The following is a 24,244-nucleotide window of genomic DNA, read 5'->3' on the forward strand; positions in this document are numbered from 1 at the left end:
TGTAGGGAATATGGCATCAAAAATTATCACAATTGATTTAGGTACCCTATACCAATTTTCAAAAATTGCTAGCTATTAATTCTTGATCAAGGGTGAAGGAGATAATAGGCAACAGGCAAGAGGCACCCACCCCTAACCCCTCCCAGGAGGGGAAGGCAAGAGGCAAGAGGGAAAAAATCCTGTTTAGCTCCTGATTATGACAAGCGCTATAGAAATTGACCCTGTTGTCACCTGCTCAGGTTGTTGGATTTTGAAGGTGAGGGGGATTTTGTGTCTTGGTTATATCAAAATTGACTCAAGTCAGCACCTTTAAGGAAATAAAGAGCTATTTGAGGATTGAGATGGGATTGTACAGATAAAGATTAATGCGATCGCAAAACATGGGTTCGCTCAAGCAGGGGACAAGAAGGGGAAAAAGAAGACCGGGTGTCGCGGGTGGGGTTTAGGGGGTATGGTCAACCAGTGAACCAAGGCTGAGGGGGCGACAAGTCAGCTATTATCCCTATAACTTATCTACAAAATCCTGATTACTTTAATTCTTTAGCCCTACCTGCCCCTGTTTTATTCACCCAAATTGAATTAAAGTTTTTCAGCATAATGTCAGTAGCATTGATCTTTTTATTGGTTCCGATCGGTTCAAACGTTGCGTTGACATCTGGATAAACAAAGAAAGGAATCGAAATCCGACTCCTGGAGAGTGTATGAATCACTTCGTGGGGAGTACTCACAAACAAACCATTTGTCCAAAGTTGCAACATATCCCCCAAATTAATCACAAAAGCATCTTCTAAACAGACCGCATCAATCCAGGCATTTTTAGTATAAACCCGCAGGGAAGGAGTGGGAAAATATTCTTGGATTAACACAGTGAAAATACCGTTGTCTGTATGTTTTCCTGCCACACCACTTTCCGAGGGGTAGTAAATAGTTCGATGGATCAGGATTGGATCATCAAAATAAGGCTCAAACCAATCCGGGTCAAGGTTCAAAGCAACAGCCAGTGCCCTAAGAAGGTGGGGAACAATTTTAGTCATAATTTCCCCTTGAAGCTGATAGTGGGATGCCGCAAAACTAGGGGCTACAGTATCATCAGGAATCAAGCTGGGGCCAGTAAACGGCTTGTCTGAAGGTGGATGTTCGATTGCCTTGGTCAAAAAGTTCCTTGGGATCAGGACCAACATCCTCATGGAGGGTTTCGCCATAAAGGGGGACGTAGCCCCTAGACGTGTTGGGATAAACGGTTTGTTTATCCTGTCCGTAGTCTTCTTTAATGTCCTTTGGCAACTGGAAAAAGTTACGAGAGCTGTCGATGGTTTGTTGAACTAAATCGGCATAAATGCCATGATCTTTCAAATAGAAAAACCCATGCTCTAAGCAGATTTTGTAGAGGCGTTTGTGTTCTTCGTTGCCTGAGTGAGTTTTAAGCATTGAGGTATTTGAATTTTGTTAATTAGATAAATTAATAAAAAAAATATCTATCTTTTTTTATTAATTTATATTAAATACAAAGGCGCTGTTCGTAGAGCTTTTGGTAGTAAGGCAAACAAAACTCATAAGCTTGCTTTAAATGTTCATGGTCTTCAATTTTGGCATAATCTTTTTTTTCTCGTTCTTTAAATCCTTGACTAGATTGAGTATAATCATGCCATCCACCTTCCCATTGATTGATTTCAGGTTGAGGCTTAGCTTTCCATGCTAGAGCTTCTTTAATAAAAGAGATACCCACAGCCTCACAATAAGCCTTCACCGTTGCTTCAGGTTTTTGGACTAAATCATCTGAATCTATTAATATTGGAACTTTTCCATTCATTTCATTCAATGTTTCAAACAGCCTATTTAGTTCAGCATATCCAGTTTCTTCTAAGGTAAAATCAGGCCAATTTTTAAAAAGTGACGGCAGAGATTTTTCTGGATTTCTTATTAAAAAAGTATTCTCAAAATTAGACAAAAACTCCGGGTTAGCTATATGGGTAACATAGTAGCCCATGTCTTTAATAAAAACGGGCTTATTTTCAGTTTCTTGCTTTAACTTTGCTAAGATTGAATTAAAACTATTTTCAGGATTTAACTCCGCTTCTGGATAACGGGTAGTGTTACGACGCTCTTGACTGTAGTAAAAAGATAACCCAAAAGGTTCGTCATGTACTGAAAAATCCCCTCTTTCTCGCATCATACGCTCAAATGCAGTAGACGTTGATCGTGGCAATGCCCACAGAGCTAATATTTTATCCATTGTCGTTAATTCACGTATTATTATTTTATGCTTTGGATGAAAGCGCCAATAATTGGGTCACATTCATCCTTCTTTATTATCTATATTTTAAAGCTTAATCCTTACTTACTTGATTAATTTGCAAAGATACTCCTACAATATCTTCTAACAGTTTAACCACAGACATTTCTCCTTTGTCGTGACCATATTTTGCCTGGGCAGACTGAAAAATACTTCTAGCTTGATTTCCCATCATTAAAGGTATATTGTATTGTTGAGCAAGTTCATCAATAAGCCGCAAATCTTTGACACACAGTTTAAGAGTAAAGGATGGATCATAATGTCCTGCAAAGATAGATGGAATATCATGCTGTGCAACCCAACTGTTGCCAGCACTTGCTTTAATCATTTCCGATAAATTAGTAAGTGGAATACCAGCTTTTTCTCCAATAACAAGTGCTTCTCCGATTGCACAAGCATTGATAAACCAGAGCATATTAGTAATTAGCTTAGTTATATTTCCCGTTCCTAAACCTCCTGCATAAAAAATTTGTTCTGCCATCGGTTCAAGAATAGGCTTTGCTTGTTCAAATACCTCAAGTTCACCACCAACGAAAAAGATTAATTCTCCTCTTTCTGCCCCATCCACTGCATTGGTTACGGGTGCTTCCAATACCTTAACCCCCACAGAAATAGCTTCTTCGGCAATTCGTTGGAATGAGGTGGGAGAATTGGTCGTACAATCAATCCAAGTTGAATTGGGACTTAAACTTTTTAATAGTCCTTTCTCACCCAAAAGAACGCTTTCCACTGCTGCAGGATTGGGTAACATTGTAATCACTGCATCTGTTTGACGAGCAACGACTTCTGGTGATTCTGCCCATTTTGCTCCTTTTTTTATCAGGTTTTCTGCTGATGCCGGACGTAAATCATGGACAACCACAGAAAAACCTGCTTCAAGTAAATTTCGTGCCATGGGATTTCCCATGTTACCAACACCTATAAAGCCTATTTTATTCATGTTTTTTTATGTCCAAACAAAAAAAATTTATTTTTGATATTCTAATTATAAGCTGATGTGCCTTTAAATTGGTTATTACCTGTTTCCTGTGATTATTAATTGAGGTATCCCAATCTAAATGCTGAACAGCTTAAGCCTGCTTAGATGACTTTCTTATAGACATGATATTGCTTACAGGGACTTATATATTGAAACTCAAAACCACATTCATGCAATAATATTTGAGCCATTGATTCTGGCAAGAGCTGATATTTACAAGTTTGCTTTGCCAAGAGCATTTTATTTCGATGAAAACTATAGTGTTTATCAAACTTATCATAAGGAAGTGGGAATATTTTTTGACTATAAGTTATTTCATCGGGTAAACTTTCTTCATAATCCTGATGAACACCTTGAACACTAAAAATTAAGCTTCCTTGATTGTTCAAGTGATTTGCTACATTATGGAAACTCTTGATAATATTTTGTATTTTTGGTAAATGGCTACAAAAAATATAGTCTTTTTCATGTTTGTCAATAAAATACCAAATTCCTCCATTGGAAAAAGCTGCATCAAAATTTTTGCACAAATCCATGGTTAATACATTTTCATGGCGTAAATCAATGTTTTTTGGCAGGCGTTTTTGTGCTTGGATTAACATACTTTCAGTGAAATCAATTCCCACAAAATCAATTTCAGGCAATTTGTAAATTAATTTTTCAGCGACTAATCCGGTTCCGACGCCTAATTCCAGAACAGAATTACATGATTTTAATATGTGAGCTAGAGAATCGGTTTGAGCTTCGTAATCATAATAACCTGCTGTCATCAAAAGATCGTAATATTCGCTAATGCCAGTATATTGATTTATTTGTTGTTTCAACATTTTTTCCGTTAGTTCTTCACTTTCACTAATCAGCAAGTTGCATTCGGGTATATTAACACTTTGTCAACTCTGGGGATGACTATTCATACACCGCGATTGCTTCACCCAAAACATCAAGTATCTGCTCTACACCCAATCTCGGAGCTTCTTTCCCATAGGTTTTACCCCCTTGACTGCGGGCACCACTTGTAGCTGTGTCAACAGTTAACATATCATGGTATAATCAAGTCGCTCGCAAAAACATTCGATTTCCAGATTGGGTAAATTCAAAAACTTACCATCGTGCTTGGGTAACAAATCCAAATAGGCAGCAATGTAATCCGGACCACAATAGTCTTCATTCTCAACATCTTGGTCATAGGCCCTTGACCATTGATCGTAGTATTGCTTGATATCTTCAGCCTTTCCAGAAAGCTTGTGGGCTTCCTTGATCGCATCAAAACTATTAACTGCCTTGGCACTTTTGGGTTCAGCAATGGTTGTATTCAAAATAAATACCTCTTGTTGTTGACAACTTTTGACATCTCTGATGTCTAGAGGGCTAGAAAGTAGTTATCAGCCCAACTCCTATCAAGATAAACCTCTAGTGCGGAAGAGTTGCAAAAATTTTAGTCATCATCGGGTGATAAACCGGATGATAACATTGTTTTCCAAAGTCGAACTGCTTAATCTTGGCTAGGGATGGTTGGTCAGGATAATCGGAATCATCGTGATCAGAGACCGGACTGGGAGCACAGCTCCACCAGACAACTTCCTTTAAGAGGTCTCTCGTTAAGTCCATATTTATCCCTAGCATTTAGACCTCTTGTAGAATAACATAGTTTGTGCAAGCGACAAAATTTTTGAGCACTTTTGCGATTTCGATCGGGCTGTAATCTAGCTATCACAAGGGAGAGTTGTAGTTTTACAAAATTTTAAGTCGGCCTCGGAGATAGTTGATCTTCACTATCAACTGGGGCGCAACACCTATAGTATTTATCAATACCATGAGGTACTTAAGCCGGTGGGTTTTAGGGAGTAGGGAGTAGTGACAGGTTCTATGACATGAAGGAGTTTCACCCATCACCGACTGCATCAAGACAGGGATAATAAACTTGAATGTACTTAATAAGTATAATTAACGCTATAGTATTGATTGACATGAGATTTTATCGGGGTTTACGATTTTATTAAGTACATAGTTTTCAGTTTTCAGGGAGTAGGAATTACCCCTAACCCCCCTTAAGGGTTAGGCTGTAAGTCAAATACAAAAATAATCAGATGCATTTCGAGACAGTTGGTAACGATCGCCTCAATGGTCTATTTTCTTAGTCTGATTGGGAATCACTGCGCCTAGTAAAGCTCTACAATCTAACCGTAGCCCCTAACTCGTGGCCTTAGCTAACACAAACGCTATGCCCGCAAATCTGTGATGCTTGATACAAATTCAGTTTTAGACGTATTACGACCAGTACAAGACCCCGAACTCCAGAAGAGTTTGGTGGAATTAAATATGATCCGCAATGTCAAGGTTGACAACGGTACAGTCAGTTTTACCTTAGTGTTGACCACCCCAGCCTGTCCCTTGCGGGAATTTATTGTAGAGGATTGCCAGAAGGCAGTAAAACAGCTATCGGGAGTAGAAGAGGTAGTGGTGGATGTTACCGCTGAAACACCTCAGCAAAAATCCTTGCCTGACCGCACTGGTATTGAGGGGGTAAAAAATATTTTAGCAATTTCCAGTGGTAAGGGAGGCGTTGGTAAGAGTACTGTTGCGGTAAATGTGGCAGTTGCTTTGGCTCAGTTGGGGGCTAAAGTGGGTCTCCTAGACGCTGATATCTATGGTCCCAATGCTCCAGCCATGCTGGGATTAGCTGATGCCAAAGTCATGGTTCAGAAAGGAAAACAGGGGGATGTGATCGAGCCAGCCTTCAACCACGGTGTCAAGCTAGTGTCCATGGGATTTCTAATTGATCCAGACCAGCCAGTTATTTGGCGCGGACCAATGTTAAATGGGATTATTCGCCAGTTCCTCTATCAGGTAGAGTGGGGTGAATTGGACTATCTGATTGTGGATATGCCACCAGGAACTGGGGATGCTCAGCTAACCTTAGCCCAAGCAGTACCGATGGCAGGAGCCGTAATTGTAACAACACCCCAAAATGTGGCTCTGTTAGACTCCCGCCGAGGGTTGAAAATGTTCGAGCAAATGGGAGTCCCCGTGTTGGGAATAGTAGAAAATATGAGTTACTTTATCCCACCAGACTTGCCCGACCGTCAGTATGACCTGTTTGGCTCTGGAGGAGGTGAAAAAACATCAAAAGAACTAGGTATTCCCTTGCTCGGTTGTATTCCCCTAGAAATTTCCCTACGGCAGGGAGGAGATCAAGGATTGCCCATCGCTGTTGGTAATCCAGAGTCAGCCTCCGCTAAAGCACTGGTAGCGATCGCATCTCAGATTGCTGCCAAAGTTTCCATTGCTGCCCTTTCTAATTAACAAAGGCATAACTTAAAAATAGAAAATGGAAAATCACCATTAACAATTTTCTAATCCCTAATGCCTAATATAGGGATCCGTGTAGGAATTATGAAAATTTTTGATGCCATATTCCCTATTACCTGTTCCCTATTCCCTATTCCCTATTCCCTATTCCCTGTTCCCTATTCCCTATTCCCTGTTCCCTTTGCTATAGCTCATACCTCATAACTGATGGTACAAATTAATAAATTAAATAAATTTAGAATTAGAAATAGTATTCGTTGGCGGCTGTTTTGGGCCCCCTGGCAGGAATTAGACTGGCAACTGTTATTCCTGACTGTGGGGCTGACCCTCTTTGGGGCAGTGATGATTCGCTCTGCAGCCATCGACAATCCTGAAAACTACTGGCTCTCCCACTTGCTCATTGGTAGTATTGGATTGTTCATCGCTCTTTTCATTTCCCGATCGCGCTATCAATCCCTGATCCAATGGCATTGGTTAATTTACGGGATCACTAATCTGTCCTTAATTGCTGTAATGATTATCGGTGCTAGTGCTAAAGGTGCTCAGCGTTGGGTTACCATTGGAGGGTTTAATGTTCAACCCTCAGAATTTGCCAAGATCGGGTTGATTATTACTCTAGCTGCCATCTTGCACAAACGACCAGCTACTACCATTCCAGCAGTAATAGCAGCTTTAGCAGTCACTATATTACCTTGGGCATTAGTGTTTGGGCAGCCTGATCTCGGAACATCCTTGGTGTTTGGGGCAATTACCTTGAGTATGCTTTACTGGGCAAATGCCAATCCCGCCTGGTTGGTCGTGTTGATTTCCCCTCTGGTGTCAGCCATTGTCTTCAGTATATCTTCACCTGCATGGTATACCTGGGCTGCTGTAATCACACTGATTGCCTTCCTCAGTCTCCCTTGGCGCTGGTTGGGAGCCTTGGGTACCCTGGTTGTTAACCTAGTTGTCGGACCGTTAGGAAAAGTCTTCTGGAATCTGTTGAAGGACTATCAAAAAGACCGATTAACGCTCTTTTTAAACCCCGATCTAGACCCCCTCGGCGGAGGATATCACCTAATTCAGTCTCGGATTGGTATCGGTGCTGGTCAACTTTGGGGAAGGGGACTCAACCAGGGAACTCAAACTCAACTCCACTTTATCCCGGAACAGCATACTGACTTCATTTTCTCAGCCATTGGTGAAGAACTAGGCTTTATAGGTTGCTTGTGTATTTTATTAGCGTTGTGGTGGTTGTGCCTACGCTTGGTGCTGATTGCTCAGAATGCTAAAGACAACTTTGGCTCTCTGGTAACAATTGGCGTGCTCTCAATGATTGTGTTTCAAACCGTGATCAACATTGGGATGACTATTGGCTTAGCTCCCATCACAGGAATTCCTCTACCTTTACTCAGTTACGGTCGTTCAGCCCTACTAACCAACTTTCTTGGCCTAGGGTTAGCCCAAGCAGTGGCCAATTATCGACAGCGATTGAAGTTTCAATGAGTTATGGGTTATAAGATACTGGATGACTAATAAGTCCAATAGCTCCTATCCTAGTAAAGGAAATCTAAGTTTTTAGGCACTCATGATTTTTCCAGGTTCTATAGTTCGCGTAATTAATGTAGACGATACCTATTATCGCTTTGAGGGGCTAGTACAGCGGGTTAGTGATGGTAAAGCAGCTGTGCTGTTTGAAGGAGGTAACTGGGATAAACTAGTGACGTTTCAGCTGTCGGAAATCGAAGAGGTGAAACCAAAAATTGGTAAAAAGGGTTAGTGGACAGGCATAGATCAAAGAGATCAATAACTAATGACTAATGACTAATCATGACTAATCGCTAAACCATGCGCCTTCCCTTACCCCAGTTTACTCCCAGCAATCGCTCAGAACATCACCTTGCTGAGGTGATTGAAACAGCAACTACAGAATTTCTAGCTCAATGTTTAGAGCCAGAAGATCTAAGCTTTCCGGTCATGCCTCCCTTTGGCAGCTGGGTAAAATCTGTAGATGATGAGTCAGGTAATCAAATTTTTGCTGTAGTTTATTATGCTACGACTAGCCCGATTGACTCGGTTCATCGAGCAACAGCTTTAGGATTGTCACTGGCAGAATTACGTGAGCAGCAGCCTCAGATTTTTGCCATGCTCAAAACTGAGTTTCGTGCTGCCATCGTTGGGTTTATGTCTTCCGAAGAGGGTGTTAATGGTTTTAGCAACCATCACGGTCGAGTCTATCAGTATCTTCCACCCCGTCCACCGCAAATTCATCAACCTGTCTACCAGTGTGAACCATCAGAGGTTATTCACTTTAGTGAACAGTTGGATTTTTTGCGAACACTTTTGGAAGTCAATGGTGCCCCAGTAGACCCACTGACAGCAGCTGTGATTAGGGAAGTTTATCGTCTTCGTCAGACTGACCGCGACTGGTTAGTCAAGGCCGGACGAACCTTGAGTGTCTTACTTAAGGATGATTATGACCGCTTGCGGTATATTTTGAGTCAAATTCATTGTTGACATCTCCCCCGGTTGAAACACGGGGGATTCTACGAGGTTGTTACGTGGCAGGTTGAAACCGTGCTACGTAACAACCTCGTTCGATATGATTTTTTCAGGGATTTGAAAATGTCATATCGATGTGGAACTGTCAAAAATTCCCTACTCACCTTGGCTAGATCAATACCTAGCTGTGTGGCTACTTTTCTAGCGATGTTAGTCGCTCCATTACAATCAGCGTTAATCAGGCACCCAGAAGAAGTTTTGTACAATCCACGCTTCACTCTTTTCCCTGACGGTTTCCAGTTCTTGGGTTTTTCACCATAATTTGGAAGGCTGTCTTTGTCTAGGCAAGACGCTTTACTGGTGTACGCTTCTTCGGTAATTGTCAGCTTAATCCCATATTCAGGGCAAAGTTGTTCAAGTCTATTGATTAATCTTTTTGTTGGGATAACTACAAAGTTCTGATTGCCCCGCTTTCCTATATTGATTGAATCTTTTTGGCGTTCGTTCCAGCCAATTATCAAGTTTCCTACGCGTTCGCGTAGCGTCGGCTTTGCCGAATCACTAAGACAACGGTTAATAATAAACCTGGCGGCTTTATTAATTGCATCTCGCATCTGGTTGTTTCGTTTCCGTTGGACACGATCGAGATTGGAATCCCAATAAAACTCGGGCTTACCAGTTTTATACTTTGCAACCAAACGAGCATACCCTTGGTTCATTGATTTAAGCTTACGACCATCAATGATTAGGCTTTTTCCGTGGGTCGAAACTCCGGTCAGCCAATTATCGCCACCGTGATCAAAACTCCATGCCTGTGAGTAATCAAGATTTGGGTTACTCTCTACCGGTTTCTTTCCGTCATCAATTACCCAATCGATCCACAGCTGCCCCAGATATGGGCGAACAGTTACTTCATTGACCCAATCTGGATCAATGAAATCTGGAGCTTGCAAAGTAATTTTAGTAAGCAGATCTGGTTTGCTTTCTTTACTTATTGACGGACAAAACAGACCTTCTTTGTAAGTGAGAGCCTGTCTAGGAAAAGTAACAGCAGCCAATCCCCCTTTCTTTCGGTACCTAAGAAGTTTTGGTCTATCTACTTGGCCTTTGTAGTATAGACCGACAAGTTGGTTATAACTTGTGATTGACTCGGCTACAGATTTAAGGGTTTGTTGTGCCGACTGAGCGGCCATGGCCTTGTAATGTGGGTTATCTTTCAGTTCTCTACAAAGTTCTGCGTATTTGGTGCTGCACTTGTAAGTTTTCCAGCCATAGCGCAGAATTTCATCTTTCCAATAAGTTGTATAAGCTTCTGGTTGCTGTTCTAACCATTTGTAATGCTTTTGTTTAGAATAATAAGTCGCACAATTCCATAAGTTGTTAGCATTTTCACATTGGAACACCCAGAAAGCTTTATCCTCGTCTGAGAAGTCAGCTCTTACTGAAACCGTCCTATACATTTGTCATCACCTCCTTGGTTTGTTAGAATACCTTCAGTATAGACGTTGGTTCTAAACATGTCAACAACAAATGAGCGGAAAACAAAAAAAAGGATGAGGGGGATACCCGTACATCATGATGAACTAAAAAAGCCCCATACAGTTTGGCTTACCGGGGCTGCGTGGAAGTGGCTTCAATTGTCAGCTAAAGAGTCAAATACTAGTGTTGGGGAATTTCTGGAAAATTGGATAAGAAAAGAGATGGACACGACTGGATAAATCCAGTCTCTGAGTTTCACCCTCTATGCAAGAAAAGGGAGGCTCTAACATTTCAGGATGTTTTGGTAGTATCGTCATCCCCCGTTAACCCTCACGGGTATAATGGGGGATGACTACGAATTACTTGACAAATTACTTTTTTAGTTTCCTGGTTATAAAAGTCGAAGTAACGGTTAATAAATATTTCTGTTTCCCTATTCCCTACTCCCTATTCCCTATTCCCTATTCCCTATTCCCTATTCCCTATTCCCTACTCCCTATTCCCTATTCCCTTTACTCATTACCAGCTTCATCAATTTGAGCCTCCAATTGGGCTACCTTTTGCTCCAGCTGTTGCTTTTCCAATTTCAAGTTTTCTGCTAAGGCTTCAATTTTTTCGCGACGTGCTTCTACTTCTAAATCGCGGATATCTAACCCTTGGCTTTTCAAGGTTAGCTCTTGCCGCCATTGTTCAGCCCGTTTCATTTCTTCCTCTAAAAAGGTAGACTTAACCTCAGCTGTTAAATACTTCTTGACTAAATCTAACACCCAATCGGTGGCAGATTGAATAGTGATCACCTCTTGAGTTTCAGCCAGATCGATTAAGACTAAGCAACCTTCTTTAAAAGCTTGGGAATTAGTAAACGCCACAGGTCTTGGCTCAATGACTTCCCAGAATTGATCAGAGTTTTGGCGGGCAAGTAGTTGTAATTGGAGCCCGCCAAAATCATCATTGTCTTGAACTTGAGCTAGGTGTAGCATTATCGGTTTGATTGAAATCTGTTTAAAGTCTATTTAAGCGATCGCGTAAAATAGACTCTTGCTTTTTAGCCTCAGCTAAAGCCTCTTGAGCACCCTTAACCACAGCTTCTGGAGCTTTACTCACAAAGTTCTTATTACCCAGACGCCCAGACAAGGATTTGACTTCCGCCTCTACTTTACGTAACTTCTTTTCTAACTTAGCCCGTAGAGCATCCACATCCACCACACCAGTTAGGGGAATTAGCACCTGGACAGTACCGACTACACCCGCCATGGTATTTTTAACCTCTTTGTCCAAGGCTGGAGTGATGGTTAATTGATTGACCTTACCTAAGTCTTTGATATAGGCAAGACCCGCCTCCAAAATTTGACGTTCGTCACTGTTGCTGCTTTGCAGAATAACAGGTGCGGTCACCCCTGGTTTAATCTCTGCCTCAGCCCGGAGGTTGCGGATAGTACGGATTGTACCAATCAGCAGCTCAAACCTTTGCTCTAGTTCTGAGTCAATTAGAGAACTTGGGGATATTGAAGAGTGGGTATTGCCTATTGACGAAAGGTCATGGTCTATTTTAACGTCTCCCTCTTCTATATCTTTGATATCTTCTATATCTTTAATATCTTTTCCCTGTTTGATATTTCCATCAATAATACCCATTTTGGACTCAATTTTACTCAATTCCGAAGATTGCTGAGTGTCTTCCTGGCCAACAATTTCTGCTTTGATGGATTGAATTTTTTGAGATAACTCTTGACGATTTTCAGCCTTGAGCACATAACGGGAAACAAACCAAATGGCATATCCTAGACCAATCAGTTCTAAACTAGTTGAGACTAAGGAAATGCGATTGAGCGCACCCACGAAGGCTGTGAGGATATTCAGGGCAATAATTCCTCCGACAACCAACCCTGCTGCGATTATCGGTTCTTTGTAGTCCTCGAACAACTTCCTAGAAATTTCTCGCACTTTAAACAATACAGCTACACTTTGCTTAGAGATTTCCTTTTCCTTAGACAAAGATGTTCCTGACCTCGGTGATTGGGCATCAGGATAATCGGATGTATTATCGGTTAGCAGTTCGCTGTCCGTTGTCTGTAGTTCCTCTTCCCCAGTTTGACCATCTAGGTACTCTATAGGATAAGGTTGTAGCGCCAACACCTCCCCAGATTTCTGGGTCAAGGTGTGCCAGATTTCTTCAGTGATATGGGGCATGAATGGATGGAGTAGCTTTAGGATACCCTCTAAAACGTAAGCTAGAGTTTGCTGTGCCACAACCCGTGACGGAGAATTTGCATCCTGACGCAGCCTAGATTTTACCAGTTCAATGTACCAATCACAAAAATCACCCCAGATGAACTCATAAAGTCCCTTAGCCGCTTCTCCCAAGCCATAACCATCTAGATAATCCCTAGTTTGACGCACCACTTGATGAAAACGGGAAAGAATCCAGCGATCGCATAATTCCAATGCCTCTACTGTTGGTTGACCCAACTCTTCGGGAGTCTTACCATCAAGGTTTAGCATTACAAACCGGGCTGCATTCCACAGTTTATTGGCAAAATTGCGGGATGCTTCTACAGAAGCTGACTCATCCGTCTTGCGGTCATACTCTAATCGGATATCTTGACCGGCACCTGCCACTTCCCGAACCAAAGTATAGCGCACGGCATCCGTACCATACTTGTCAATCAGGATTAAGGGGTCAATACCATTATTAGCCGACTTAGACATTTTCTTATTGTTCTCATCCCGCACTAGCCCGTGGATGTAAACACTCTTAAACGGCATTTGACCCGTAAAATGTCCTGCCATCATGGTCATGCGGGCAACCCAGAAGAAAATGATGTCAAAACCTGTTACCAGGGTGGTAGTGGGATAGTAAGTCTTCAAATCCTTGGTCTCCTCAGGCCACCCCATAGTCGAGAATGGCCACAATCCTGAAGAAAACCAGGTATCCAGCACATCTGAGTCTTGCTCTAGCTTGACATTTTCTCCAAATTTTGCTAATGCTTTCTTCTTAGCCTCTGCTTCATGGTGAGCCACAATAAACGGAGTCTCGCTAGTGATTGTGCCATTGGTTTCACTTACCACATACCAAGCCGGGATTTGGTGTCCCCACCAGAGTTGGCGGGAGATGCACCAGTCTTTTAATTTCACCAGCCAATCTCGGTAGACCTTCGTCCAGCGTTCCGGGATAAATACCGGTGAATGGTGCTGGTCAAGAGACTCTAGGGCTCTGTCAGCTAGGGGGCGAATTTTGACAAACCATTGCGTTGAGATTAGGGGTTCAACAGGAACCTTTCCGCGATCGCTATAGGGTACCGTATGTTTGTAGTCCTCTACCTTAACCAACAGCTCTTCTGCTTCCAGCTGCTTCACCACATTTTTCCGGGCTTCAAACCGGTCTTGTCCTTGGAAAGAGCCAGCCTTTTCATTTAACGTGCCATTCTTATTCATGATATTAATGAATGGCAGACTATGACGCTGACCCATTTGAAAGTCATTAGGGTCATGGGCTGGAGTTACCTTGACGCAACCGGTGCCAAACCCTGGATCAACCAACTCATCAGCAATAATCGGAATTTTTCGTCCCATAATTGGCAAGGTTACAGTTTTACCAATTAAATCCTGGTAGCGTTCATCATTAGGATTAACTGCAACCGCCGTATCTCCCAACATAGTTTCTGGTCTAGTGGTAGCTACTTCCACAAAACCATTGCTATCAGTCAGGGGATATCGAAAATGCCACAAATGCCCATCAACTTCCTTATTTTCCACTTCCAAATCTGAGACAGCGGACTCCGAGGCTGGACACCAGTTGACCATATATTCGCCCCGATAAATCAGTCCCTGATCATAGAGTTGAACAAAGGCTTCAATTACCGCTTTCGATAAGCCTTCATCCATAGTGAACCGTTCCCGGGACCAATCTACCGAGACCCCCAAACGCCTCAGCTGGTTAACGATGGTGCCACCTGATTCTTCCTTCCACTCCCAAGCCAGTTCAAGAAACTTTTCCCGTCCCAAGTCATAGCGGGTTTTGCCTTCAGCTTCTAACTGTCTATCGAGAATGGTTTGTACAGCAATACTAGCGTGGTCAGTTCCTGGTAGCCACAGGGTATTGCGTCCTGTCATCCGGTGGTAACGGACGAGGGTGTCGATCAGAGCACTCTCGAAGGCGTGACCCATGTGCAACTTCCCAGTAACGTTAGGTGGGGGGATAACAACGCAGTAGGGTTCACCCTGGTGATTGGGGTCAGCTTTGAAGACTTGGTTTTCTTCCCAGTATTGTTGCCACTTGGCTTCGGTGGTTTTCGGTTCGTATTTGGTTGCCAGGGTGGGTGTGCTTGCGGTCATGCTGGGAATGGTGAATAGATGGGCCTACCTCAATTTTGCCACAGGCTCAAGGTATAGTTAAGTAAATAAACGGCAAAGACGGGAAGGATGCTAAGGCAGAAAAGCAGGGGAGCATGAGTCGGTGGGCAGTCACCAATTACCTGTGCAGCTAATAAATATATAAATACAGAAAAGCGAGTCGTCTTCGCGGTTGATCAATCGAGATCAACACTTGAGAGTTACCCTATCAGCATTTATAAAAATTTTCACATCCACAGTCAGATAAAGTGTCATGCTATTCATATAACAAATGAATAGCAGAACAAATGAGGAGTTAGGAACTTGAAAAAAGTAGAAGCCATCATCCGGCCATTTAAGCTAGACGAAGTCAAAATTGCCCTAGTCAACGCTGGCATTGTCGGAATGACAGTGTCTGAGGTTCGAGGCTTTGGACGCCAGAAAGGTCAGACTGAACGTTATCGCGGTTCAGAGTACACGGTTGAATTCCTACAAAAACTCAAAGTAGAAATTGTCGTAGAAGACGATCAAGTCGATATGGTCGTAGACAAAGTGATCGCTGCAGCTCGCACCGGTGAAATTGGCGACGGTAAAATTTTCATTAGCCCCGTCGATCAGGTGGTCAGAATTCGTACTGGGGAAAAAAATCTAGAAGCGGTCTAAATACCCTATATACCAATATACCAAGGTAGCTGAGGCACGGTTTACTGAGTTAGCGTGCCTCAGTCGATTTTTATAGGGAGTTGACGGTTTTAGCCACGCTAGTTAGCATAACTGTTTCAACTGAGGCAGTAGTAATTCAAAAGCCTTGCCACGATGAGAGCAAGATCGCTTCATCTGAGGCTCCATCTCAGCAAATGTCAACCCCTGCTCTGGAACAAAAAAAATTGGGTCGTAGCCAAAGCCACCAGTTCCCCGAGGAGCTGGCAAAATTTCCCCCCGACAAATCCCTTCCGCTTGGAGAGCGATCGCACCATCTGGACGGGCAATCGCCACTACACAAACAAACTGGGCTTGCCGATTGACTTCCAAACCTAGCTCCTCTAGTAGCCGGTCAATTCGCTGTTGGTCGGTTTTGCCATAGCGTGCAGAATAAATCCCTGGAGCACCATCTAGGGCATCTACTTGCAAACCGGAATCATCAGCAATTGCCCATTGCCCAGTTGCCTGGGCTACCGTTGATGCCTTCAGACAAGCATTGGCAGCAAATGTATCTCCAGTTTCTTCAATCTCTAGCTCTGGTGGCTTTAACTGCAATTCCCAGTCCAAAGAATCTAGGTATGTCTGCATCTCCCGCAGCTTACCAGGATTGCCTGTAGCTACAACCAGTAATTTTGGCAGCAAATTTGGGGTTTGATGTTGGGATTTTGGATTACTCAAAGCAACAAGGTCAGATTGTTTGATGAAAGGTTAACTGGCAATCAGAGTCAGTTCGATACAGCTCAAGCAGCGTTTAATGCCCGATTGCGATCTTACTCACCAAAGCCCAGATTTTCAATAACCCAACCAAAACTAGCCAATCCAAAATCCAACATTAATCCCAAATTTAACTCTAAAACTTACTGGCCCAATCTTTAGCCCAGTTTAAGGTTTGAGTTACCTGTTCAAGGGTAGCGGCTTCACAGTAGAGTCGCAATAAGGGTTCAGTGCCACTAAAGCGAATCAGCAACCAGCTGTCGTTAGCTAAACGGAATTTGTACCCATCTGTGGTTTGGCAATCCACCACTGCCTGACCATTAATTTCTTGGAGAGGCTCGGTTTGTAATTGTTCTTGTATACGCGATCGCACTTCCATCCCCGATAGATGTAAATCGATCCGGTCATAGGCAGAAGCATAGCCAGTTTGCTCTTGCAGACTCTTGTAGAGTTCACTTAAGTCTTTTCCAGATTTAGCGATCGCTTCTAATATATAAAGTGCTGATAATAGAGCATCTCGCTCAGGAATATGGTTGCCATAGCCAATGCCTCCGGATTCCTCACCCCCTAGCAAGGCAGGAGTAGATAACATCCGGTCAGCAATATACTTGTAACCGATAGCAGTCTCATAAACTGGCAAATTATACAGTGCTGCCACTCTAGGAATTAGGTCAGAACCACTAAGAGTTTTGACCACTTCACCACTAAAGTTACGTCGTGATGCTAGATGTTCAATCAGGATAGGAATCAGGATTTGGGGGCTAAGGAAATTGCCCTCACCATCAGCGGCTGCAATGCGATCGCTATCCCCATCAAATGCCAACCCAACCGCTAATTCAACACCCGGTTGACGCTGGTGATTCTGGAGCGCTTCAAATAGCTCAGACAGATAACCGGGTAAAGGTTCTGGGGATTTGCCACCAAATAAGGGATCCCGTTCGGCCTTAATTTCGATAATGGGTACCCCAAGAATCTTGTTCAAGCCTCCTGCTGCTGCACCATTCATGACATGGGCAAATACAGTCAGTTTCTGCTGACTAATCAGCTGTTGAATCAGGGCAATATCAACCTTTTGTCTTAAAGCATCACAGTAACTTGACCATGGGTCAAAGGTCTTGATACTCCCCTCTTTCTTAGGTGTAGCTGGTGCTTGAGAAAGTTTGGCTTCAATCTGTTTAGTTATTTCTAGAGGAACTGATCCACCAAACGCTCCTTTGACTTTTAAGCCTAGGTAATTGCCAGGATTATGACTAGCAGTAATTACCAAAGCTCCCAAAGCATTTTGGGACTTGGCTGCCCAACTGAAGGCTGGTGTAGGAGCATAACTGTTAGATAGTAAGACATCAAAACCAGCAGCTTGAACCACCTCTGCGGTTTTTTTGGCAAAGTCTTCTGCCATGAAGCGTCGGTCATGCCCCACTATAATCGTTTGGCTACCCGTGGTTTCCCCATAAGCATCTGCCAGAACTTGAGCAGCAACAGGGGCAACTATTGCCAAGCGCTCGAAGGTAAAATCGGCGGCAATGATACCTCGCCAGCCGTCTGTCCCAAATTTAATTGAATCTCCGGCAATCGCCATAATAGTAGTATATAGTTACTTAAATTTTAATACTCTGACGGCAAAATCCTAGCATTGGAAAGAGTTAGTGTCTTGGTGACCCGCCAAAGCCTGAGCTTGCTTGTGTCGCCATTTTGTCGTCATCTAGTAGTACTGATAGTAATTACTTAACTTAAGTCACTCTTTCGGGATTTTGTCCAGTGGGTGTATTGGCTACCACCATTGACGTTGGACCATTGGCTAGCACTGATGAGTTGCTCAGCAACCAAGGTTTTTCCTAAATGTAAGCGGGATATAGTCAGGTTTTACCCCTCTTGCGGACTCTTCCCTCTGTTCTAAATCTCGATCAATCATCCCCCGACAAGGGCAACAGTTTCCTAGTGGTCGTTGCTGATATCCTGCTTAGGTCGGGCTGACTAAGGCAGCTTCTTAAGTACAGAGATTAGATTCATGCGTTCAATGTAGGGCCAACCACCCTTTTCTTCAATATCCTTTAGCAAATCATATAGTTTCTGGCGAGTATCGGGCAATGAGGCTTGAAAGAACCCGTCTCGAATCTCGCCATGGACTTCCTCTAAACCCCTGAGTATAGCCAACAGCGCTAAGTTATCACCTTGGTAATTCTTTGCCAAAGAACGAATATCAGCGGTAATCTCTAGTAATTTAGCCTGTAATTGCTCTGAATCCAAATCTTTATCCCGATCCATTCCATCAAATAACTGTCGCAGTAAAGGCGGCTCTTCCCGTGTACAATGCTCTAAAGAACAGCTGAGGCTCACGGAATCGGTGCCATTTTTGCATGCCCTATGCCCCAATGGCAGTAGTTCAACCAAATAACAAGCTTCCCGATAGTTTGTGTGTAGCCCGACTTATAACATGGGTGTGGTGTGAATTGTGGATAATACTGGTCAATGCCTAGAGGGCAGCAGCTGTTTAACTCCTATTGCACCAGCAACCCAATTCCAGAACCAACCTAACATACATTTTTAGATCTGATTATTGACGATTGAGATTGACTATGAAGTATCGTGCTTTGATTTGTGCCTTCCTGGCGTTATGTCTGGGGGTTTTTACAGCGTCCTGTTCTCCAGATGTAGCCAGCTTGGAAAGTATCGAAGGACTCACCTATGACCAGATTAGAAACACTGGTTTAGCGAATAACTGTCCACAGCTGTCAGAAATGACTCGGGGTGCTATTCCTCTAGACCCCGACAAGTCCTATCAGATTGTCGATATGTGCGTACAGCCAACCACCTTCTTTGTCAAGGAAGAAGGAACTAAGCGCAAAGAGGCAGAATATCTTCCCGGCAAATTATTGACCCGTTATACCTCTAGCCTGGTTCAAGTGCGAGGAGACTTAGTTTTTCAAGAAGATGGTAGTCTGAAGTTTTTGGAAGAGGATGGTATAGATTTCCAACCGATCACTATTCAGTTGCCTGGAGGTGAGCAAGTCCCATTCCTGTTCACCATTAAAAAATTGATTGCCACAACTGAGCCTGGTTTGGAAAGTATCAATGCTTCCACCGACTTTGTTGGCGATTTCTACGTCCCCTCTTATCGGGGTGCTGTTTTCCTAGATCCCAAAGGTCGAGGTCTGGCTAGTGGTTATGATAATTCGGTTGCTTTGCCATCTCAAGCGGATAGCCAAGAGTTTGCCAATGTTAAGAGCGCAGATGTGGGCGAAGGCACCATTGAGCTGCGCATAGCTCAAGTAGATAGGGAGAGTGGGGAAATTGCTGGTACATTCATAAGTGAACAACCCTCAGATACTGACTTAGGTGCTGATGAGCCAGAAGAAGTGAAAGTTCAGGGGATATTTTACGCTCGCATTCAACCAAAACAAGCATAGCTGACGTTGGTTTGAGTCTTGGAAGCCACTGACTCCCAGAATGGGAAATTGGCAAAAACGTTAATTGCTAAGGGGCGTATGCCCCTTTTTTGATCGAAATGTGGCGTTTTCGATATCCTGTATGTATTATTAATAAACTTTCATCCTTTGTAATTCTGGATTATGGGTAAATTACTATTTTAACAAACTTAATGGTAAATCTACAATTAAAGCAATAACATTATGATCAGGCCAGTGGTTGGATATTAATAAACTAGATTAACTAAATTACCTATGTTATCAAACCAAACTGCAGCATAAACTCACGCCAATAAAACTGATCCCTTTTCTCTAAAAGGGATGCAAGATAAGATATTCCGGGGATTGGATCCGGGAAATTGTCAACCGGTAATCCCACAACCATTACCAATTCGACCTGAACCATTACCAGGATAAAAAATTTGTTCCATCCAGGAGAATTGGGATGAGTTAGGGTTCTGATAGCCGATTGTGATCTACTTGTGATCTACTTGTAATCTACCACATTAAACTTTGTTATGGCGACTAACCTTAATCATAATATTAAGTATCAAAGCTTAACATTATTACAAAAGTACCAGCAATCTAAGACCTCTGAACTTCGCAATCAGCTAGTTGCTCTCAATTTAGGACTAGTGAGGAGAGAAGCTCATCATTGGGTCAATCAGTGTCATGAAAGCTACGAAGACTTACTTCAGGTTGGCTGTATTGGCTTAATTGGTGCCATAGAACGATTTGATTCCACCAAGGGAATAGCATTTAGTTCCTTCGCTATCCCCTACATTCGTGGTGAAATTCAGCACTATTTACGAGATCGGGGTTATTCAATTCGCATTCCTCGACGCTGGCTAGCACTACGGCAAAAGTCTGTGGAAATTACTCGAAATTTACGAGCAAGGTTAAATCGGCAACCGACAGAAGAAGAAATAGCAGCAGCATTAAACATCTCCCTAGAAGAATGGCAAGAAATTACCCTAGCTCATCAAAATCGGGAACCTCTGAGCTTAGATACACCAGTGGGAGATTCAGAGGACAGAAACACCAGCTTGGGTGAGTTAGTGCCAGATCCTCGCTATCGCAGTTTTCAGCTGGCACAGGAAGACCAAATCCGCATTCAACAAGCCCTAGCTCATTTGGAAAAGCGCACTCGTGAAGTGCTGGAATTTGTTTTTTTACATGACTTGACCCAAAAAGAGGTAGCACAACGGTTAGACATCAGTGTAGTAACGGTATCCCGCCGCGTTAAAAAAGGCTTGGAAGCGTTGCAAAAGTTAATGAAACCGACACAAGATTAATTTTAACACTATTATTTGGTGAAGCATAATAATCTAAAATTATAGAAAATTATATACAGCTGGCAAAGTAACTGGACTTGATAGCTAAGTCATCGCTGAAACGCGCTTTGGGCTTCTTGGATTGGGTGTTATTGCCCATAGCATGCCCACAGCTTTTTGCTGAGAGTCTCCAGTTTTGGAAGTTTGCCAAAAAAATCCTTTATTCAAAGAAGTTGGTGCCACAGATCGATAACTTCAAGGGTATGCTCGGATAAAGCGTTATTTTTAGGTGGTCATGGGTAAAGTATCATGCATCGTATGGGTGAGTGTGCTGGCTCTGCTGATAGGAGGCTGTCAACCGGGTAGAAACACTGAACAGGGGGAGCCGACTACCCCTAAACCGACGCCGGTGGCTTCCCCGGATAGCACCAAACCTTCTCCTCCTGTAGCTGAATTTGCTCCTAAATCTCCGGAAACACCGGAGCAGGAAAAGGTAATACCAATACCACCATTGATCACCACCTTGCCAAGCAATGAAGTAAGAAATCGGATTGATAAGGGGCGTCTTGACCCGTTTGCGGCAATTTCAGTGCAACCAGAGGTGGAGATTTTGCCCAATCCTGGCAGACCAAGTACTTCCCCTACGAGGGTACAGCCTCTGACTCCTGCACCACGAACACCGGGTTTGCGATCGCGTCCAGGAACCGGAGGTAGTGTAGCGGTACCCCCCAGCCCCTCAAGAGCTAGCCGTCCCAGCCCCTCAAGAGCTAGCCGTCCCAGCCCCTCAAGATCTACCAGGCCCGACCGTAAGCCTCCAAGCTCATCAATCGCTAGAAAGTCTCCTGGCTCATCAAGGGGAAATGTTTTGCCAAGGCCCCAGAACACTCGGCCTACAGAGACTAGCATTGCTAAACCTGCTTCAAAACCAGACAATAGCTCTGTTGCCGAGGATGGTATCCCCCCTATCCCTCCTGAATTTGATCTGCAACTGCCAATCCTACCAGAACCAGAACTGGCCAATAATGTTAGTGTCACAGGGGTAGTTGATAATGGTAGGGGTGTCTATTACGCTATCCTAGATGTCCCTAATGAGCCTAGTCGTAGCGTTCAAGTTGGACAGTTTATATTAGGCGGACAAGTGCTAGTAAAGCGAATTGAAATGTATAGAGGCTTAGATCCAGTGGTGATTCTGGAAGAAAATGGTGTTGAAGTGTCTAGACGAGTTGGCGAAAACTCAGGATCAGCTTCTTGAGGTAACCTCAGGGTACAGTGTTAACTATTAGGTGTTAGGTAAGCATATGCGCTACGCGCAGGCTACGCCAACAGCTATCAGCTTTCAGCCGTCAGCCATTCCCCTAACACTAAATAATTGGTATTTCCAGCCATTGGGAGCATCCCAATGGTTTTAAATTATATAGGAGTGTAAACTGTTGCGTTATCAAATTAGTTGTCCTGGTTTACCCTTGGCAGTTTATCGAGAGGTAGCTGCCCATTTACGGCAAGTGACAGGAGTAAAAGCTGATTTACTACCCCAAACATCCCAGCAGTTTGATTACAATCAGAGTCAGGTTGGTGGATTGTGGATTGAGTATGGCGAGACTACTGATAAAGTAGAAAGAGAACGGGTCAAGCAAATTTTGTCCTATTATCAAAATCGCTATGGTGCCTGGGAAGAAGACACTTCCGATGGTGGACACTAGCTCAAATGATGGGGAAGCAAAACGTTAATGGGTTTAATCCAGGCTTTACGAGGAACACGGGATATCCTGCCAGACGAAGTTGGATATTGGCAGCAAGTAGAAGCGATCGCACAACAGATTCTCAATAGAGCGGCTTATCGAGAAATTCGTCCTCCCATTTTTGAGCGCACGGAACTGTTTGAACGGGGGATTGGGGAAGCTACTGATGTGGTGGGGAAGGAAATGTATACCTTCAACGACCGGGCAACCCCTCCTCGTTCCGTGACACTACGTCCAGAAGGGACAGCAGGAGTAGTGCGAGCTTATATTCAAAATAGCCTCTATGCTGCTGGTGGAGTACAACGCCTCTGGTATACCGGTCCGATGTTTCGCTATGAAAATCCCCAAGCTGGACGACAGCGACAGTTTCATCAATTGGGGGTAGAGGTGATTGGTTCTCGTGATGCCAGGGCAGATGCAGAAGTAATTGCGATCGCAATGGATATCCTAAATACCTTGGGTCTAGTTAACCTGAAACTTGACCTTAATTCTGTCGGTAGTCCCGAAGACCGTCAACAGTATCGACAGGCGCTGGTAGATTACCTTACTCCTTACAAAGATGAGTTGGACGAAGATTCTCAAGACCGTTTAACTCGCAATCCCCTTAGGATTTTAGATAGTAAAGACAAACGCACTCAAGAGATTGCTCAGGATGCTCCCAGTATTTTATACTATCTCAGTTCAGAGTCCCAAAGTCATTTTGATCAGGTAAAGCAGTTGTTGCAGGATTTAGGGATTAGTTACCAGCTTAATCCTCGCTTGGTGCGGGGGTTGGATTACTACACCCACACTGCATTTGAAATTATCTCTGATGACTTAGGCGCTCAAGCAACGGTTTGTGGTGGTGGTCGCTATGACGGATTAGTCGATGAATTGGGGGGAAATAAAACTCCAGCCGTTGGTTGGGCGATTGGTTTGGAGCGTTTAGTGATTTTGCTGCAACAACTGCAAGCTTCACCAGCCCTAGCGCTAGATTTTTATCTAGTATCCAGAGGTGAAGTAGCTCAAGCTCAAGGATTGAAACTGGCTCAGCAACTGCGCAAAGCTGGGTTGGCTGTAGAACTGGACTTGAGTGGAAGTGCTTTTGGTAAACAGTTTAAGCGAGCTGACCGCAGTGGTGCGGTGGCTTGTTTAGTGATCGGAGATGCTGAAGCTCAGAGCAACACCGTGAATTTGAAATGGCTGGCCTCTGGGGAACAAGAAACTATGACCCAAGCTGATTTATTGGATAAAACTGAGCAGTTAAAAGGGCAGATAGAACAATTGCGTTGAGTGTTGAGTGTTGAGTATTGAGTGTTGAGTGTTGAGTGTTGACCATTCAGTGTTAACACTCAATAACTTCGTATTATTTCGTAGTCAAGCATCAATACTTTGAGATAAGTCTGGGTATCCTTAGGTTATAAAGAAAGGGGTTAGCTAAACCGCTCTTATGCCCCACGTCTCAACCCGTAGGGTGAGCGTGGGATGAATGGCGGACAGCAACTTTCGATTCATATTGAATATTAATTGTCGGAAAT

Annotated in this window: 23 protein-coding genes and 1 pseudogene; 11 read left to right on the top strand and 13 right to left on the bottom strand. The window is 43.4% G+C overall.

The features are described from left to right. Positions 1 to 527 precede the first annotated feature (527 nt). The 7 genes from F6J94_RS07390 to F6J94_RS07420 form a co-directional block, all read right to left on the bottom strand. Positions 528 to 1,154 (bottom strand): 2OG-Fe(II) oxygenase family protein, encoded by a 627-nt coding sequence (locus F6J94_RS07390; RefSeq protein ID WP_293038686.1) that lies wholly within the window; start codon positions 1,152 to 1,154, stop codon positions 528 to 530. Next, complete coding sequence (locus F6J94_RS07395; protein ID WP_293038689.1) at positions 1,090 to 1,428, bottom strand: 2-oxoglutarate and iron-dependent oxygenase domain-containing protein; 339 nt, start codon at positions 1,426 to 1,428, stop codon at positions 1,090 to 1,092. The genes F6J94_RS07390 and F6J94_RS07395 overlap by 65 nt, the downstream gene beginning before the upstream one ends. Positions 1,429 to 1,498: 70 nt before the next feature. After that, positions 1,499 to 2,233 carry a sulfotransferase family protein gene (locus tag F6J94_RS07400; RefSeq protein ID WP_293018079.1) on the bottom strand — a complete coding sequence of 245 codons (735 nt, stop codon included), beginning with the start codon at positions 2,231 to 2,233 and terminating at the stop codon, positions 1,499 to 1,501. Positions 2,234 to 2,327: 94 nt separating this feature from the next. Then, on the bottom strand, positions 2,328 to 3,233 hold the full coding sequence (locus tag F6J94_RS07405) for an NAD(P)-dependent oxidoreductase (protein WP_293018080.1): 906 nt from the start codon (positions 3,231 to 3,233) through the stop codon (positions 2,328 to 2,330). A gap of 140 nt (positions 3,234 to 3,373) precedes the next feature. Next, positions 3,374 to 4,135, bottom strand: coding sequence for a class I SAM-dependent methyltransferase (locus F6J94_RS07410; protein WP_293038691.1), 762 nt, complete (start codon positions 4,133 to 4,135; stop codon positions 3,374 to 3,376). Between the two features lie 168 nt (positions 4,136 to 4,303). Further along, positions 4,304 to 4,588, bottom strand: coding sequence for a hypothetical protein (locus F6J94_RS07415; protein WP_293038693.1), 285 nt, complete (start codon positions 4,586 to 4,588; stop codon positions 4,304 to 4,306). Positions 4,589 to 4,682: 94 nt separating this feature from the next. Then, positions 4,683 to 4,880: a hypothetical protein gene (locus F6J94_RS07420; protein ID WP_293038695.1), complete on the bottom strand. Its 198-nt coding sequence runs from the start codon at positions 4,878 to 4,880 to the stop codon at positions 4,683 to 4,685. Between the two features lie 630 nt (positions 4,881 to 5,510). Between F6J94_RS07420 and F6J94_RS07425 the strand changes: the two genes are divergently transcribed. The 4 genes from F6J94_RS07425 (at position 5,511) to F6J94_RS07440 (ending at position 9,077) form a co-directional block, all read left to right on the top strand. After that, positions 5,511 to 6,575 (top strand): Mrp/NBP35 family ATP-binding protein, encoded by a 1,065-nt coding sequence (locus F6J94_RS07425; protein WP_070390824.1) that lies wholly within the window; start codon positions 5,511 to 5,513, stop codon positions 6,573 to 6,575. A gap of 213 nt (positions 6,576 to 6,788) precedes the next feature. After that, positions 6,789 to 8,066 carry a rod shape-determining protein RodA gene (rodA, locus tag F6J94_RS07430; RefSeq protein WP_293038698.1) on the top strand — a complete coding sequence of 426 codons (1,278 nt, stop codon included), beginning with the start codon at positions 6,789 to 6,791 and terminating at the stop codon, positions 8,064 to 8,066. An 82-nt stretch (positions 8,067 to 8,148) separates the two neighbouring features. Further along, positions 8,149 to 8,340, top strand: coding sequence for an NAD(P)H dehydrogenase subunit NdhS (locus F6J94_RS07435; protein ID WP_044493740.1), 192 nt, complete (start codon positions 8,149 to 8,151; stop codon positions 8,338 to 8,340). Between the two features lie 68 nt (positions 8,341 to 8,408). After that, entirely contained in the window at positions 8,409 to 9,077 is a 669-nt protein-coding gene (locus F6J94_RS07440; protein ID WP_293018089.1) for an HAS-barrel domain-containing protein, read from the top strand. A 40-nt stretch (positions 9,078 to 9,117) separates the two neighbouring features. Here the strand turns inward: F6J94_RS07440 and F6J94_RS07445 are convergent. Beyond that, positions 9,118 to 10,522 (bottom strand): annotated as a pseudogene (locus tag F6J94_RS07445) (RNA-guided endonuclease InsQ/TnpB family protein). 367 nt (positions 10,523 to 10,889) lie between these two features. Between F6J94_RS07445 and F6J94_RS07450 the strand changes: the two are divergent. After that, a complete protein-coding gene (locus tag F6J94_RS07450) occupies positions 10,890 to 11,081 on the top strand; it encodes a hypothetical protein (RefSeq protein ID WP_293038700.1) in 192 nt (63 codons plus the stop codon). Here F6J94_RS07450 and F6J94_RS07455 read toward each other — a convergent pair. Both F6J94_RS07455 and F6J94_RS07460 read right to left on the bottom strand, forming a co-directional pair. Then, complete coding sequence (locus tag F6J94_RS07455) at positions 11,054 to 11,521, bottom strand: hypothetical protein (protein WP_293038702.1); 468 nt, start codon at positions 11,519 to 11,521, stop codon at positions 11,054 to 11,056. The two genes, F6J94_RS07450 and F6J94_RS07455, sit on opposite strands and share 28 nt — an antisense overlap. 22 nt (positions 11,522 to 11,543) lie before the next feature. Next, on the bottom strand, positions 11,544 to 14,876 hold the full coding sequence (locus F6J94_RS07460) for a valine--tRNA ligase (protein ID WP_293038704.1): 3,333 nt from the start codon (positions 14,874 to 14,876) through the stop codon (positions 11,544 to 11,546). A gap of 321 nt (positions 14,877 to 15,197) precedes the next feature. Between F6J94_RS07460 and F6J94_RS07465 the strand changes: the two genes are divergently transcribed. After that, positions 15,198 to 15,536: a P-II family nitrogen regulator gene (locus tag F6J94_RS07465; protein WP_293018096.1), complete on the top strand. Its 339-nt coding sequence runs from the start codon at positions 15,198 to 15,200 to the stop codon at positions 15,534 to 15,536. Between the two features lie 102 nt (positions 15,537 to 15,638). Here the strand turns inward: F6J94_RS07465 and rdgB are convergent, their stop codons facing one another. From rdgB to F6J94_RS07480, 3 genes are all read right to left on the bottom strand, one after another. Further along, on the bottom strand, positions 15,639 to 16,253 hold the full coding sequence (rdgB, locus tag F6J94_RS07470; protein ID WP_293038706.1) for an RdgB/HAM1 family non-canonical purine NTP pyrophosphatase: 615 nt from the start codon (positions 16,251 to 16,253) through the stop codon (positions 15,639 to 15,641). 172 nt (positions 16,254 to 16,425) lie between these two features. After that, positions 16,426 to 17,868, bottom strand: coding sequence for a phosphoglucomutase/phosphomannomutase family protein (locus F6J94_RS07475; protein ID WP_293018098.1), 1,443 nt, complete (start codon positions 17,866 to 17,868; stop codon positions 16,426 to 16,428). A 395-nt stretch (positions 17,869 to 18,263) separates the two neighbouring features. Continuing rightward, positions 18,264 to 18,680 carry a hypothetical protein gene (locus tag F6J94_RS07480; RefSeq protein ID WP_229415155.1) on the bottom strand — a complete coding sequence of 139 codons (417 nt, stop codon included), beginning with the start codon at positions 18,678 to 18,680 and terminating at the stop codon, positions 18,264 to 18,266. A 185-nt stretch (positions 18,681 to 18,865) separates the two neighbouring features. On the opposite strand from F6J94_RS07480, the gene F6J94_RS07485 reads away from it, so the two are divergent. From F6J94_RS07485 to hisS, 5 genes are all read left to right on the top strand, one after another. After that, positions 18,866 to 19,696 carry a photosystem II manganese-stabilizing polypeptide gene (locus F6J94_RS07485; protein WP_293038708.1) on the top strand — a complete coding sequence of 277 codons (831 nt, stop codon included), beginning with the start codon at positions 18,866 to 18,868 and terminating at the stop codon, positions 19,694 to 19,696. A 536-nt stretch (positions 19,697 to 20,232) separates the two neighbouring features. Next, positions 20,233 to 21,009, top strand: a complete 777-nt coding sequence (locus F6J94_RS07490; RefSeq protein ID WP_293018102.1) for an RNA polymerase sigma factor SigF — start codon at positions 20,233 to 20,235, stop codon at positions 21,007 to 21,009. Between the two features lie 274 nt (positions 21,010 to 21,283). Then, positions 21,284 to 22,240 carry a hypothetical protein gene (locus tag F6J94_RS07495; RefSeq protein ID WP_293038710.1) on the top strand — a complete coding sequence of 319 codons (957 nt, stop codon included), beginning with the start codon at positions 21,284 to 21,286 and terminating at the stop codon, positions 22,238 to 22,240. 178 nt (positions 22,241 to 22,418) lie between these two features. Then, a complete protein-coding gene (locus tag F6J94_RS07500) occupies positions 22,419 to 22,688 on the top strand; it encodes a hypothetical protein (protein ID WP_293038712.1) in 270 nt (89 codons plus the stop codon). Positions 22,689 to 22,715: 27 nt separating this feature from the next. Beyond that, a complete protein-coding gene (hisS, locus tag F6J94_RS07505) occupies positions 22,716 to 23,999 on the top strand; it encodes a histidine--tRNA ligase (RefSeq protein WP_293038714.1) in 1,284 nt (427 codons plus the stop codon). Positions 24,000 to 24,244 lie beyond the last annotated feature (245 nt).

The sequence above is a fragment of the Moorena sp. SIO1F2 genome, from assembly GCF_010672755.1.
Taxonomy (GTDB): Bacteria; Cyanobacteriota; Cyanobacteriia; order Cyanobacteriales; family Coleofasciculaceae; genus Moorena.